9 protein-coding genes are annotated in these 15,319 nt (G+C 38.4%); all 9 read left to right on the top strand.

The window, feature by feature from the left end; translation table 11 throughout:
* The first annotated feature begins 255 nt into the window (after positions 1–255).
* The 9 genes from mgtA to HZ311_RS03960 all read left to right on the top strand — a co-directional run bounded on the left by mgtA (position 256) and on the right by HZ311_RS03960 (position 15,237).
* A complete protein-coding gene (mgtA, locus tag HZ311_RS04000) occupies positions 256–2,904 on the top strand; it encodes a magnesium-translocating P-type ATPase (RefSeq protein WP_023520136.1) in 2,649 nt (882 codons plus the stop codon).
* Positions 2,905–4,291: 1,387 nt separating this feature from the next.
* Positions 4,292–9,136 (top strand): WxL domain-containing protein, encoded by a 4,845-nt coding sequence (locus HZ311_RS03995; protein WP_023520135.1) that lies wholly within the window; start codon positions 4,292–4,294, stop codon positions 9,134–9,136.
* Positions 9,137–9,167: 31 nt separating this feature from the next.
* Complete coding sequence (locus HZ311_RS03990; RefSeq protein ID WP_010734718.1) at positions 9,168–9,551, top strand: LPXTG cell wall anchor domain-containing protein; 384 nt, start codon at positions 9,168–9,170, stop codon at positions 9,549–9,551.
* Entirely contained in the window at positions 9,548–10,273 is a 726-nt protein-coding gene (locus HZ311_RS03985; protein ID WP_023520133.1) for a WxL domain-containing protein, read from the top strand. The genes HZ311_RS03990 and HZ311_RS03985 overlap by 4 nt, the downstream gene beginning before the upstream one ends.
* Before the next feature lie 38 nt (positions 10,274–10,311).
* Complete coding sequence (locus HZ311_RS03980; RefSeq protein ID WP_019724078.1) at positions 10,312–11,100, top strand: WxL domain-containing protein; 789 nt, start codon at positions 10,312–10,314, stop codon at positions 11,098–11,100.
* 17 nt (positions 11,101–11,117) lie between these two features.
* Complete coding sequence (locus HZ311_RS03975) at positions 11,118–11,855, top strand: WxL domain-containing protein (RefSeq protein ID WP_010734721.1); 738 nt, start codon at positions 11,118–11,120, stop codon at positions 11,853–11,855.
* A 155-nt stretch (positions 11,856–12,010) separates the two neighbouring features.
* A complete protein-coding gene (locus tag HZ311_RS03970) occupies positions 12,011–13,102 on the top strand; it encodes a DUF916 and DUF3324 domain-containing protein (RefSeq protein ID WP_023520132.1) in 1,092 nt (363 codons plus the stop codon).
* Between the two features lie 121 nt (positions 13,103–13,223).
* A complete protein-coding gene (locus tag HZ311_RS03965; RefSeq protein ID WP_023520131.1) occupies positions 13,224–13,787 on the top strand; it encodes a hypothetical protein in 564 nt (187 codons plus the stop codon).
* Positions 13,765–15,237, top strand: a complete 1,473-nt coding sequence (locus tag HZ311_RS03960; protein ID WP_023520130.1) for a helix-turn-helix domain-containing protein — start codon at positions 13,765–13,767, stop codon at positions 15,235–15,237. Before HZ311_RS03965 ends, HZ311_RS03960 begins: the two co-directional genes overlap by 23 nt.
* Positions 15,238–15,319: the final 82 nt, after the last annotated feature.

The raw sequence follows: 15,319 nt of genomic DNA, 5'->3' as shown, positions 1-15,319 counted from the left end.
GGTGTTAGAGGGTGATCAAGTTGGGAAGTTGAAGTATCCAGTAGTCGGCCAAGAAAGTAATTTAAGTAAACGAAAGGAGATGAGAACAAATGGATGAAAGTCCGGTGTACAAGGAGACAAAGCGTTGTTATGTTGAGACTATTATCTATCTGTTCTCAGCGCCTTTAGAACACTCTGTCTCCGTTGATTAGATAAACGATCAAGCGCACAACAGATATCAGTGTGTGCTTGATAAGATCAAAGGAGGAACACGAGATGGAAAAAAAGAAAGAAACAAAAAAAGTCTACGCTGGTTTTGCTAGTAAAAATAAGCAACAGTTATTTGACTTATTTCAAACAACACAAAAAGGCTTGTCTTCAGAACAAGTAGAAAATTTAAGAGAAACTTATGGAAATAATAGTATTTCATATGGAAAGAAAACGCCGTTTATTGTAGAAGTGATCAAGGCGTTTATCACCCCTTTCACATTAGTATTGATTGCTTTAGGAATTATTTCTTTTATCACCGAGTATCTATTAGCTGCTCCAGCAGATAAAGATTTGTTTGGTGTAATCATAATTTTTGCCATGGTGTTAGTCAGTGGCACGATGACCTTGATCCAATCCGTACGTTCGAACCAAGCTGCTGAAAAGTTGAAATCATTGGTGAAAGTAACAGCTGCCGTAAAACGAGATGGTGAATACAAAGAAATTCCTATGGAGGAAATTGTTTGTGGCGATCAAGTTCGTTTGTCAGCGGGAGATATGATCCCAGCAGACATGCGGTTGCTTTCTGCTAAAGATTTATTTATCTCACAAGCGGCATTAACGGGTGAAAGCTATCCCGTTGAGAAACATGCGACTGTGTGCTCTGGAAGAACACAAAGCGAAACGAGTTATGAAAATATTGCATTCATGGGAAGCAATGTGATCAGTGGTAGTGCAGAAGGTATCATCATCTCTGTTGGGAACGACACGATGTTTGGACATGTGGCACAAAACTTATCACAAAAACCGATAAAAACAAGCTTTGAATTAGGCATCCAAAAAACATCCATGTTGTTGATCAAATTCATGGCATTGATGGCACCAACTGTGATCGTGATCAATGGATTTACAAAAGGAGACTGGTTAGAAGCATTCTTGTTTGGTTTATCAGTCGCTGTTGGGTTAACACCAGAAATGCTACCGATGATCGTTACGACAAATCTGGTCAAAGGTGCCAGTGCTATGGCAAAAAAAGGAACAGTCATCAAAAATCTAAATGCCATTCAAAATTTTGGTGCGATCGATGTCCTTTGTACAGATAAAACAGGTACATTGACTCAAGATAAAATTATTTTAGAATACCACATGGATTGTGAAGGAAATGAAAATGACCGAGTACTGCGCCACGCCTACTTGAATAGTTACTACCAAACTGGATTAAAGAATCTTTTAGATGTTGCCATTATCGATGAAGCAGTTGAGACGTTAGATACAGAGAAGATTCGTTATCAAAAAGTAGATGAAATCCCCTTTGATTTTGAACGTAGAAGAATGAGTGTCGTGGTGGCTGACCCAGCTGGAAAAACGCAAATGATCACAAAGGGTGCAATCGAAGAAATGTTAAGTATCTCTTCATACATCGACCTTGGTGGTGAAGTCAAACCATTGACTGCTGAACAAAGAGAAACAGTTTTGGCGAAAGTGAAGGACTTGAATGAAGATGGGTTGCGTGTGATCGGTGTCGCGCAAAAAACGAATCCAAGTGTCGTTGGAGAATTTTCAGTGAAAGATGAGTCAGAAATGGTCTTGATTGGCTATCTTGCTTTCCTTGATCCACCAAAAGAAACAACCAAACAAGCATTGAAAGCTTTGAAAGATCATGGTGTTGCTGTAAAAGTATTGACTGGTGACAACGAGTTGGTCACACGTTCTGTTTGTCGACAAGTAGGCTTACAAATCAATGAATTGATCACTGGCGAGAAAATCGCTGAGATGTCTGATAAGGAATTAGGAAAAGTTGCTGAGGCACATGATGTCTTTGTCAAATTGAATCCGCAACAAAAAGCACGATTAACCACTGCCTTACGTAACAATGGTCACACAGTAGGTTTTTTAGGCGATGGTATCAACGACGCACCAGCAATGAAAGTCGCAGATATCGGTATTTCAGTAGATACAGCAGTAGATATTGCAAAAGAATCAGCGGATGTTATCTTGTTAGAAAAAGATTTGATGATTTTAGAAAAAGGATTATTGTCAGGTAGAGAGACTTTCGGCAATATTATGAAATACATCAAAGCGACAGCTAGTTCAAACTTTGGCAACATGTTTTCTGTCTTAGTAGCTAGTACATTCCTTCCATTTTTACCTATGCTACCGTTACAAATTTTATTCTTAAATTTGATTTATGATGTATCTTGTATCTCTTTGCCATGGGATAGAATGGATAAAGAATATTTGCATGAACCAAAAAAATGGGAAGCATCAAGTATTGGCAAATTTATGGTGTACTTCGGACCAACGAGTTCCGTTTTTGACATCACGACCTATCTATTGATGTACTTTGTGATTTGTCCAGCAGTGGTTGGTGGAAGTTACCATACATTGACTGGCTCACAACAAGTTCTATTTATCGCATTGTTCCATGCTGGTTGGTTTGTTGAATCTTTATGGACGCAAACCTTAGTGTTACATGCGTTACGGACACCTAAAGTGCCTTTCTTGCAAAGTAATGCCACTTTTATTATGTTTTCAATTACAACATTAGGTATTCTGGTAGGTTCTGTTCTTCCTTTTACTAATTTTGGTGAAGGACTAGGATTGTTACCATTACCAGCTAACTATTGGATTTGGTTGATCGTGACTGTTATCGCTTATTTAGGATTAGTTACATTCATGAAAAAAATCTATATCAATAAATTTGGAGAACTATTGTAAAAGAAAATCTTTTCTGCACTTTCGTACGGGGAATTTGAGCATCCTTCAGGTAAGATTTCAATAAAAAAATAAACTTCATTTAAATGGTTCGCTTATTCTATAAAATTTTAGCGAATCGCTGCATCGTTCCATCAATAGTAAAACGCTGATAGATTAGGTATTTTAAATACCTAATCTATTTTTTTTCTGCGCTACTAAAAAAGTCAAGTACTCGCGTAAGTTATATTTAAATAATTTTTCAAAAAAGAATAAATTATATTTAAATATAACGGAAACAAGCGTTATACAATGTGTTCGAGCGATTGTTTAAAAGCAATCTATTATTACCCGTTGCCAGCTATTGTTATGTTGGATAAAGAAAATCTATGATTCAAGTAAGACTCAAAATGCTTGATTTTTAGAAAAACTAGATAACGATAAACCATTGATATAGAAGTTCGATCAAACATTGAATCAAATGGATCATTTGTCTCACTTCTTGACTCGCAACGGGATAAGGGGGCGAAGAATGGATCAATTGAAGCAATCCGACGGGGAAATACTCTTGGGAAATACGATCATAAGAGTATGCTGGGAATCGTGGCTTCAATAGAAGCGGGAATGATATATTGTCGTAGTTACTCTAAGTAGATTTAAGCGAATAACTAATGATAAGTGAGTGTAGTTGGGGTTACGGTCACGAATAGTTGCGCTATCGTTTATAAAAATAGCTGTTTGTTTAGATCGGTAGCTAATAATGTTGAGACAGGTAGATAAAATTTTTGTTACAGAGGTTTGAGTCGAAAATAGTGGAGTCTAAAATTGATCCTTTAAGGTCGGAACATAAGTGTTCAAACAAATAAGCCATCATTCATGAAAAATTGTATTTTACAAATTTTTATGAATGATGGCTTATTTATGAAAAATGGTGTTTGGGAATAGAATGTATTCATTTTTGAAGGGATTACGCATGGTCATTCGATGAGTATAAACAAAAAAATAAGATTATAATGCAAAACTCGAAATAAAAAAACAACAAAACGCACTCGGAAAAATAGCCGTTTAAAAAAATGACTGGTTCTTTACTATAATATAATTCATGAAAATTTCATTCTTTTTTCATGGTAGAAAATTAAATAAGCAGAAAATGGGTGATAAAGCGAATTAGCGACACATGATTAACGTTGATATAACAGCTTTTTTACTTTCAATTGAATTTTTTTGAAATCGCTTGTTATTTTTTAAAGTCAAATAAAATGCTCTGAAAAAAAATAATCGTTTTTCAGTAATAAAGAAATTTTTTTTAAAAATAACTGGATTTAACATTATACAATACAAAAAGAATCAAGCAAGCAATAATAATTATCAATAAGTTAATTTTGTTGTATGAAGCAGAAGGGAAGATAAGATGAAAAAAAATATTGTTATGTGTGTTGCCGCAATGCTTCTTTTTTCAGGAATAACTTCTCCATTGTCAACCGTCGTGCAGGCAGTGGATGCTGAAAATGACTCAGTCACTCTATCACCCACAACTCAAACAGAAGAGTCGATTGATCAAACCATGCAAAGTGAAGAGACAGTCACACAGACAACAGAATCAGTAAAAGAGGAGGTGAAACAGTCAGAGGCGCAGACACAAGAATCGACGACTGAAGAAAAACACTTTACTTTAACTTTTATGACAGATAGCACTCATTTATTCGAATCAGGAGCGGAAGTTAAAGAACTGACAGTGAAGGAAAACGAAAAATTAGCAAGTAATGATATCCCGAGTTTTGCGGATGATCAACAATTGAACGGTTGGGAAGTTGAAGGCAAACTCTATACGAATGAAGAAATCAGCCAATTAACAGTGACGAAGGATCTACAATTAAAAGCAGTATTTAAACAACAGGCGTTCCGCTCTTTGAGAAGTACAGATGCTTCGATCAAAGATACGATTGCTACCGCGGATAAGACGAAAGTACTTGTTGTACCAAATCCCACAGATAGCACGCAAGCTTACCAGACATATGCTGCATCAGATGCCGGAGTAAAAGCGGCATTAAATGATTTGTATCATGCGGGCAATATGCAAGATTACGTCATGTATATTGGATCAAACGTCACATTAACAGCTGCAACAGTCGCTAACAATATTCCAAGTACGGTCGATGCAACTAATGCTACGTTTGCCTCATTAAAAGATAAAGTAAATAAACTAGTGATCACTGGCCATTCAGATGATCCAATCACACAAGATTTAACGGTACCATCTGGTGCAAAAACACTTGCTTTTACTGCGAATGCTTACTTTGGTTCAACGATTACTTTACGAAATATTAGCTATACCGGCTCTTACTTCTATATGAATGGACACAGCTTGAATTTGAATGGGGGAGCAAACGGTAATGGTATTTCAATCTATGGTGGAAGCAATTCAGGAGATGTCGTAGGGAATCCGGTAATCACCATCAATACGACAGGTTCTTATACATGGAATATCTTTGGTGGTAATCAAAATGGCGGCACGCTGAAAGGGAATACGAGTATCGTTATCAACAATACGAATAATGGGGGAATCAATACATTAGCAGGAGGAGCTAATATTGGTACCGTTGATGGAAACGTCTCTACGATTATCAATAATGCGGGTGGACGAATCACGAATTTGTACGGTGGTGGAAATGGAACCAGTGCGACCAATACAGCAAATGTTACGGGCACTGTATCTACAACTATCGGGATTACAAATAGTGCAACAGGGTTTCAATTAAGTACCTTTTATGGTGGTGTCATCTACGGGAATATTGGTGGAAAAGTAACCAATAACATTTCAGGTTATGGTCGTTGGTACGGCGCAGGGGAACGATTCATCGGTGGGTCCTCTCGAGGAAATATCGGAACCAATCGTTCAACTGACGGAATCGAAACAAATTTGGATAGTAGTTTATACAGTGCTGGACGGGCAGAATTTGAAGGCGGCAATCGTTATACCGGTACGGTCACTGGGAATATCACGAATACGGTCAAAGCAGGAACCCCATCTGCCGGTGGAATCAATGACTTCAATGGGGGCGCCGGCAATAACGTGGTTAAATTCAATAAAAGTGGGATTGGGGCATCAAATGAAACAACCTATGATGCGTATACACCACAACAAAGAGCGGATTTAGCCAAAGCTGCAGCAGAGTTCAAAGTCTTCGGTAACATCACCTCAAAATTAGTCAGTGGTTCATTCAATAATGGTGCAATTTGGACAACAGCAGCAGGTCGCGGTGGCTACATCGAAGGTAACACAACGATTGAAGTTGGAACGGCTAATGCAGATGGTTCAATCGGCGGAGCTGGCTTTGCCTATTCCGGATCAATGCCAACCGATTTAGCCTATTCGACCACGAAGAAAAATCGTGGGGAAGCTTCTGGTTGGGACGTTGTAGGTGGAGGTGGTTATCCTGCTTCAAATGATACATGGGACATCTATATTAAAGGAGATACACAAACAGTATTAAATAATACTGTAGCGCGATGGACTTATGGTGGTTCTTATTCAGGGGTTATTGAAGGAAATAGCTCAAACATATTAAATGGTGGAATCGCTGATACGTTAGAAGGTACAGGCTATGCAGGTACACGTGTGTATGGTAACGGACAAACCATCGTCAATGATGGTCAAGTAGACTGGTTCTTATCTGGTGGCGGATGGGATGACAAAAAAATTGTCGGAAACGTAGGAGTGACCGTTTATGAAGGCGTCATTAATGCTTCAATGGGTGCATCCTATGGCGCAAGTGGTGGACATACTGTCACTGGAAATTCAGATAATCGCATCTATGGTGGGAACTTCTCTGGTACTCCACGAACTGGTTCTAATGGCTTTTCTGGTGGTATCACAAACTATGGGTCACTACTTGGAAATGCTAGTTTACTCATCGATTTACGAAACTATGACGGTGAATTCAAGTTGCCAGGTAATACGTATATCACAGGTGGACGACCATATGGACAAAACACGAATTTGGGGACATCTGCAGACAATACGATTACGTTGAATATCTTTACCAAACCAGGTGTGGATTCATTAAATGGTGCGAGCATTTATGGGGATGGTGGTAGTAATGCTGCGTACACCAAAAATGGCTCGATCCAGATGAATATCCAAGCGAAGGGTTCTAGTATTGGTAATCTGTATGCTACACAGTATTCCAATATCAGCAGTGGGAAAATTTTGCGTAATGTTACTGCTAATGTTCAAGGAGCGGTCAGCATCAACGGTTTATCCGGTGGTTCAGCCAGTGATAACTTTACGAATACGATCGCTAGTGCTAGTACAAACAAAGTCGTGTTCAATTTTGGTGAGAATGTCGATGGTACAAACAACTATCAAACTGATCCAATCAATCTTACTGGACTAGGCATCGTCAATTTCACCGAATTAAATGTAACAAACGGATTGAAATTAATGGCAAATGGCGGAAATATCAAAAATGGTTTATCTGCGACTGCTGCCAATCATGCAACAACCTATCATTCATTTGGGGACATCCATCTGTCAAAAAATGCTGGGATCGGCGTTTCAACTTCTAGTAACTTAATTTCAGCAGCTAAGTTAACTATAGAGGATGAAGCCACTTTAGAAACGATTCCTGGAACAGGAAAAGTGAATATTTCAGATGTCGAGTTTCCTGATCCTGCAAAAGATGAATTAGTCTGGATCAAGTCAACTACTGGAGATTCAGCAACGCAAGTAGATAGTACCGGTACATGGTTCGGTGCAAATAAAGCCTATCAAGTTTTGACAATCAATCCAACGATTGCCAATGCAACAAAGCTAACACCTTTGAATTTCAGAGGAACTGAAAAAGCAACTGGGAAAAGCTTCATCGGAGATAACGATGTCTCAAAATCCGGTAGTGGTTATGGTATCGCCATACCTGGTTCAGTTATCGATTATGAAGTAGAAAATCCTGGGATCGCTCAAGGCAAAGGAAGTATTTTTCATGACGTCAGTGAAGTGAAAGAAGGAAATGCGCCATTAGTCTTGAATGCATGGGGAACAGAAACTGCAGGTACAAAAGTTCAAAAAGGGCGCTTGGTGATTCCATCAGGAAAAGGTATCACACCAAAATTAAGCTTTGAACCAGAAACACAAACAACTGGTTCATGGTTGTACCAAGCAGAAATCATCAGTTCAAAAAAAGGAGATACCCCGACAACGATTGCTGAACAAAAGGATTCTTCAACGATCGATTGGCAATCGCCAGATAGCGAATACAGTTATGAAGTCAAAGTGAAGTATTCGAATGCAGCTGAGCTTTCTGCTAAAAATGTGATCATTTCTGAAAAAGAAGCACAAGATTTAGTCGATAAACAATCGATTTTAACATTGATGGAGGCGAAGGGACGTCCATTCTTTACGGATTCGATCACCGCTGATGTGATGGACGAGATCAAGCAACCACTAGCTGCAGATGAAGTTTCCAGAAAACATGTCATTGATTACAAAGTCGGTACGACAGGGAATGAAAAGGAACAACAAGCAAACTTGATTGTTGTAAAAAATGAAGCAACGATTTCGACGGATCGCAGTTTTGCAGTCTATGCAAAAGATGTTCGGATGAGTTTATCTGATGCCAATGGGTTGACGTCTCAACAAGAGTTGAATCAACGAACACTGGCACAAGTGATCTTAGCCGATGGCAGTGCGAATCAAGTACCAACGTTGACAGACGCAACGTTTTCAGCAATCAAGAATGCGACAGAAGCGGAAGTTTTAAAAAATGTTTCAACGACGTATAGCTATCAACTAAATGGAATAACAACTGAAAAAACAATCAATGTAGCAATTACAGGGACATTAGAGCTTAAAGAAGTACCAAATACGATGAATTTCGAGACACAAAAAGTTAAGACAACGACTCAAACGTATTGGCCATTGATCGAAGGTGATTTGATCGTGAAAGATACAAGAGGTTCTGAACGGGATAGTTGGCAATTGACAGTCACTGAAAAACAACCTTTGACTTCGGGGACAACCCAACTTTCTAATACACTTTCATTTACAGACGGTACAAAGAATACCGTACTCGGCCCCAATGCAGTGATCGTGGAAGAGAAGACACTGACGACAAATGGTGAATATCTTGTCAATCAAGAGTGGGGACAAACGAACAACAAAGGAATCAAGTTAACTGTTCCTCCGGAAAAACAAAAAGTCGGAAGTTATCAAGGAACATTATCATGGTCATTGGTTGCAGCACCTGGTAACCCATAGAAAACACGACGATAGAGAATAGGTGGGAAAGATGAAGAAAAAAAGGTGGAAGATCCTTGTGTTGTTAGGACTTCTTTTTACTCAAACGCCAATTGGTCTAGCCGATGAAGAGCAATCGTTCAAAAGTGAGGGTGTTACAGGATTTTATGGCACCTATGAATATCCTGAAGCAGGAAGTAGCAGTTCCGAAGAAGGGGTGGGTGAGCCAACTTCCCCCAGCTCTACTCAAGAGGATCAAACGTCCTCTGAAAAAAATGGAGCAACTGTGGAACAGCAAGAGGCGATACAAGGGGATAGCAAACAGTTACCAAAAACTGGAGAATACAGAAGTAAACAATTTACGATTATTGGAAGTTTCCTTCTTTTGATCGTATTGATAATTATTGTTATAAAAAGGAGAAGAAGAGAAAAATGAAAAAGACAACGTTGTTAACAGCTGGAATTATTTTATTTAGTACACTAGTAGGAACAAGCACAGTATTTGCTGCGGATGAAACTGCAAGCTATGAGACAAATGGAGTGATCGCATTTGAAGCAGATACCGATCCAACAAACCCGGTTGATCCAACTGATCCAACAAGTCCGGTAGAACCAGTAGATCCAACTGATCCAAATGGACCAAATCCAGGGACGAACGGACCATTATCAATTGATTTTGCTTCAAGCTTCCAATTTGGGAAACAAAAAATCACTACTGTCACAAAAGACTACTATGCACAGATCCAAACATTCAAAGATGGAACAGACGGACCAAACTACGTCCAAGTAACAGACAAACGTGGAACACAAGAAGGATGGAGCTTATCTGTCAAGCAAGACAGTCAATTCAAAACTGATGCTGATGAAGAGTTATCTGGTGCAGTACTATCCTTAAGTAACGGTGCAAGTGCATCGATCATGGATGATCAATACAAACCAGATCTAGTAACACAAAACACATTGACTCCTGGAAGCGAATCAGTCTTGATGACTGCTGACGCGGGTAAAGGCATGGGAACTTGGATCTACAAATTTGGTACGGATGCCACACAAGGCGCAACTGCTGTAAAACTTAACGTACCAGGTAAAACGGTCAAATTAGCGAAAGAGTATAGCACCACATTGACATGGAGCCTTAAATCTACTCCAGCACCATAAAAGAAAAAGGCAGAAAATGAATCACTTTGGGGGATCGTATGAAAAAAACAGTAAGTGGTTTAATGATCATTAGTCTTTTGACAGGAGTTACGGTTACCGTCCAAGCAGTCGATCAAGCAAAGTATACAAGTAACGGTACGGTCAATTTTATACCTGATACGGAACCAACCGATCCAGTCAATCCAATCGACCCTGATCCAGACAAACCGGTTCATCCAACTAATCCAGATGGAACCGACCCAGAACCAGGTACAAAAGGGCCACTATCGATCGACTTTGCTTCAAGTTTTGATTTCGGCATGAATAAGATATCGAATAAAACAGAAACCTATTATGCCAAAGCACAGACTTATGTAAATGACGATGGCACATTTTCGGATCTAGTCACACCAGATTATGTCCAAGTGTCTGATCACCGAGGAAATAATGCTGGTTGGACATTGAAAGTATGTCAAAACGGTCAATTTAAGAACGATGACACATTAAACAACACGTTGACTGGCGCGGTAATCGAATTGCAAGATCCGGTAGTCAAATCAAATGCAGAGGGTGTGGCTGCACCGACTGCGACCACTGAAATCGCCTTAGATCCAAACGGTGCAGAATCGATTGTTCTAAGTGCAGGACAAGATGCAGGTTCTGGCACGTGGATCGAAGCGTGGGGGGATAAAGTGGAGACAATCACAATGAAAGACCAAAAAAATAAAGACGTATCCTCAATGGTTACAAAAAGTGTTTCATTGACCATCCCGGGTAAAACGCCGAAAGATGCAGTCACGTACTCAACAACATTAACTTGGAATCTATCTGATACACCAGGAAATTAAGAATGGAGAAAATAAAAATGAAAAAATCACCAATGATCTTATTATCAACAATGTTATTAGGCGGAGTATTTAGCACAGTTAGCGTAGCAGCAGCTGATGGTGGAGAGTATACTTCAAATGGTGTCATCAATTATGTGCCAAATACAGAGACGACTGATCCAGTTGATCCACTTGATCCAGAACAACCAGTGACGCCAGTTGATCCAACAAATCCTGATGGTAAGCCAAATCCAGGTACAAATGGACCATTGTCGATCGACTTTGCTTCAAGTCTAGTCTTCGGTGAACAAAAAATCACGTCTAAAACGCAAACATACTATGCTGCAGCACAAAAATATAAAGATGCAAGTGATGTTGAAAAAGAAGGACCAAACTTTGTTCAAGTATCTGACAACCGCGGAACTGAAACAGGTTGGACATTGAAAGTAAAACAAAATGCACAATTCAAAACAGCGGAAGACCAAGAATTGACAGGTGCAAAAATCACATTATCAAATGGTAATGTCGTGACTGGTTCACAATCAGCAAAACCAACAGGCGTTGCAACTTTCAGCTTAGATCCAAGTGGTAGTGAATCATTAGTGATGAGTGCGAAAAATGGTGAAGGTGCTGGAACGTATTTGATGGATTGGGGAAATTCAGTGGATACCGCGAAAAATAGTATTGCACTAGAAGTACCAGGTTCAACGACAAAATACGCAAAAGCTTATCAAACAACGTTCACTTGGACGTTAACAGATGCGCCAGGAAACTAATCGAATACAATCTGGTCAAGGCAAAAATGAAAGAACTTTTTGTCTTGACCTAAAAAAAATTGGTGCAACGCAGTGATATTAGTTACCTTTGAAGGGATAGAACGCTTCTGTCATAGCCTCGCCAACATCTAATTTATCAGGGAGTTAAAAATATTATGAAAAAAAGATTTATCCTTATTGTCAGCCTCATTGTTGCCATGCTAAGTATGGTTCCAGTCCAATCAACTTTTGCATCAGAATTTAATTTTGCGGTTACCCCAGTGATTCCTGAAAATCAAATCGATAAAGAAAAAACATATTTCGATCTATTGATGGAACCTGACAAACAACAAACAATCGAAGTCCAATTACGCAATGACACAGACAACGACATCACGATCGAAACCACGATCAACAGTGCAACAACTAATTTGAATGGTGTGGTGGAGTATGGTGAAAATAAAATTGAACCCGATAATAGTTTGGTTTACAATTTAAAAGATTATGCGAAAGCAGAGCCAGAAGTGACGTTACCAAAACATTCGGAAGTGACAGTGCCAATCACAGTCACGATGCCAGCAGAAAAATTTGATGGTGTCATGGCAGGCGGGATCACTTTTAAAGAAAAAACGGATGACACTCAGGACTCTTCTTCCGAAGATAAAGGATTAGCCATCAAAAATGAGTACTCTTACGTAGTTGCATTATTGATCCGTCAAAATATGACAGCGATCAAGCCTGATCTCAAAGCAACGAAAGTGGAACCCGCACAAGTCAATGCGAGAAATGTGATCAATGTACATTTGCAAAACCCTCAAGCGGTTTACTTGAATCAATTGAATGTAGCAACAACGATCACGAAAAAAGGATCAGCTGAAGTGCTGTACGAAAGCCAAGCCGAAAGTATGCAAATGGCGCCAAATTCTCACTTTGCTTACCCCATTTCTTTAAATGGTGAAAAGTTGGAAGCAGGGAAGTATACGATGAAGATGACTGCTTACGGCGAAAAAGCTGAAGATGGAGAATACAAAGTCAAAACTTCTAATGGCTCTGAGGAAACCTATAAATATAAATGGGAATTTGAAAAAGACTTTGAAATCAAAGGCGAAGTTGCTAGGGAATTAAACGAAAAAGATGTGACGATCGAACAAGACAATACTTGGATCTATCTATTATTCGGTATCCTATTATTATTGATTCTTTTACTTCTATTTATTTTTTGGAAAAGAAAAAAACAAAAAGATGAAGACGAATCTGAAAATAAATAATATCAATCCCTGATAAAAAAACGTCTGACTGATCAAATAAATAAGATCAGTCAGACAATTTTTGCTTGGAAACGAATGGTTTCACTTACTTAAAATGTCTAATCAAAAAAGGGGGAGAAAAGTGAAAAGACAAAAAATCGCCATATTAGGAACACTTTTGTTCGCGGCAGTCTATTTTGAATCTTCCAACTATATATATGCAGAAACGATCATTTATGATCCGTTGAATCCAACAGAAGAAATCCAAATTCAACCAGTTACTCCCCAACGGCCTGTAACGGATGAGAAAGAAGCAAAGGTTGAACACACCGAACAATCACAAGATACTGCAATTATAAATAACGAAAAGCAGAAAGTTGAAGAACAACCACCAGCCGAATTACCGTATCAAGATTCTTCAATTCCTAAAAAAAAGCGACCAAACAAAACAAAATTATTAGATAACCAGGGCGATATTATTAGCCAGATTGCTAGTACATCACGTAAAATAACCTTAGATGATCAATTTTTTTCTGATGATCACTCTCATAGCCAAGTGATGTTGCCACAGTCGAGTGGTTCTGGTTCTGCTAGTTCAGATAATAGTCAGATGGCAGCAATGAGCTACTTATTTTCAGGTACGATACTCTATGGAGAAAAACCAGAAGGTAGAGGAAATCAAAATGTTCAAACTATTTTTAGATAAGCCAGCGCAACGAAAGTTAGAGTTGCTACGTTATTTGGAAACAAAGCCACTTTTAATTGAAAATCATGAAAAAGTGCTGGAAGAATTGGATATCTCTTATTTTTTGCTGAATAAGTCAATGGAAGAATTGTCACATGATTTTGTGGACTATGGGCTAACGGATGAATTTCAACTGTTTTTCGAAGGAAATAACGTCCGACTGATTGAGAGTGGTCGAGGGAATTCGACAATTTTAGGTGAAATGTATGTCCGCCATTCCTTTGGTTTTTTGATGTTACAAGAAATATTTTTTGAAACGTTCGAATCTGTCAATGACTATGCAATCAAGAATTATATCAGTCATCCCCTCGTCTACCAAAAGCTGAAAGACATGCGTACGAGATTAGCAGACAAAAAACTTACAGTCACAAAAAAATTCTTACTAAGTGGGGAAGAAGGCTCTGTACGTGGATTGGTGACGTTTTATTTCACCAAATTATACGGACGGGCTTATTCGGTTTATCCAACAGAGATCACGAAACCAGTGGAAGAATTGATTCGGTTGCTTGAACCGAAATTCGCTGCTTCTTTTACAGGTTTTAGTGAAACAAAACTCCAACATTTTCTTTCAGTCAGCTTGATTCGAATAAAGCAAGGTTGGCGAATGTCCGAGAATAAAAAAAGTCAATTGACATTCAATAAAAAAATGTTAGAAACTAATGATTTCTTTCGAAGCATATTTTCTTGGCTTGAAAAAGAGGCAAAGATCGATACGGAAAAAGAGCTATATAGCGAAGCGCAACAGATTTTTGCTTATCTTGTTGTCGAAGGCGCAATCAATGAGCCGGAACTTATTGAGGGAGTGACACTAAAGGAAATACTTGCCTTGAATGACTTATTTCTTGAAGAACTTGGACAAGCATTTATTCTCTCAGAGAATCAGCTAAAAGAAATCAGAAGACAGCTGACGGTCTTGCATTTGAAGATCAAATATTTCAAAGAAGAAAATATTGATGACAATAACAACCTGGATGTCACTTATTTTTATGAAATGTATCCAGAATATTTTTTGTTTTGCAGAGATTACATCAAAAAACAAAAAAAGAACAAGCAAATTTGGCTCGCAAAAGAATTTTTATTTTTTCATTATGTGTTAGTGATGATGGATATATTACCCATCGATCAACAATTGAAACCGCTCCGTATTTGCATTGATTTTTCCTTTGGACCACAATTTAATGCGTTGATCAAAAATAATATCCAGAAAATCTCTGACTTGAATATCATCTACCAAACGAAGGCAGATGATGAAACAGATCTACTTTTGACAGATAAAGAAATCTGTTCTTTTGGAGACTTGTTCCAAATCATTTGGTTAGTTCCTCCAAGGGCAGTCGATTGGGCTAATTTTACGAATCAATTATTAAAGATTCGTAGAAATAAAATAACTAAAATGAATCCGAATAATTGAGTACGGAGGGTGAGTGTAATTATTACTCATAACAAAAATGCTTGAGATCCCATTGGTTTGAATGAAAAAACATGATACACTA

This window comes from Enterococcus mundtii (assembly GCF_013394305.1).
GTDB classification, from domain to species: Bacteria; Bacillota; Bacilli; order Lactobacillales; family Enterococcaceae; genus Enterococcus_B; species Enterococcus_B pernyi.
This window is presented reverse-complemented; position numbering and strand designations above follow the sequence as displayed.

Excerpts from the sequence above, each read along its gene's own strand:
- HZ311_RS03980 (WP_019724078.1), top strand. The coding sequence starts at position 10,312 with ATGAAAAAAACAGTAAGTGGTTTAATGATCATTAGTCTTTTGACAGGA.
- HZ311_RS03970 (WP_023520132.1), top strand. The coding sequence starts at position 12,011 with ATGAAAAAAAGATTTATCCTTATTGTCAGCCTCATTGTTGCCATGCTA.
- HZ311_RS03960 (WP_023520130.1), top strand. The coding sequence starts at position 13,765 with ATGTTCAAACTATTTTTAGATAAGCCAGCGCAACGAAAGTTAGAGTTG.
- mgtA (WP_023520136.1), top strand. The coding sequence starts at position 256 with ATGGAAAAAAAGAAAGAAACAAAAAAAGTCTACGCTGGTTTTGCTAGT.
- HZ311_RS03985 (WP_023520133.1), top strand. The coding sequence starts at position 9,548 with ATGAAAAAGACAACGTTGTTAACAGCTGGAATTATTTTATTTAGTACA.
- HZ311_RS03990 (WP_010734718.1), top strand. The coding sequence starts at position 9,168 with ATGAAGAAAAAAAGGTGGAAGATCCTTGTGTTGTTAGGACTTCTTTTT.
- HZ311_RS03995 (WP_023520135.1), top strand. The coding sequence starts at position 4,292 with ATGAAAAAAAATATTGTTATGTGTGTTGCCGCAATGCTTCTTTTTTCA.
- HZ311_RS03975 (WP_010734721.1), top strand. The coding sequence starts at position 11,118 with ATGAAAAAATCACCAATGATCTTATTATCAACAATGTTATTAGGCGGA.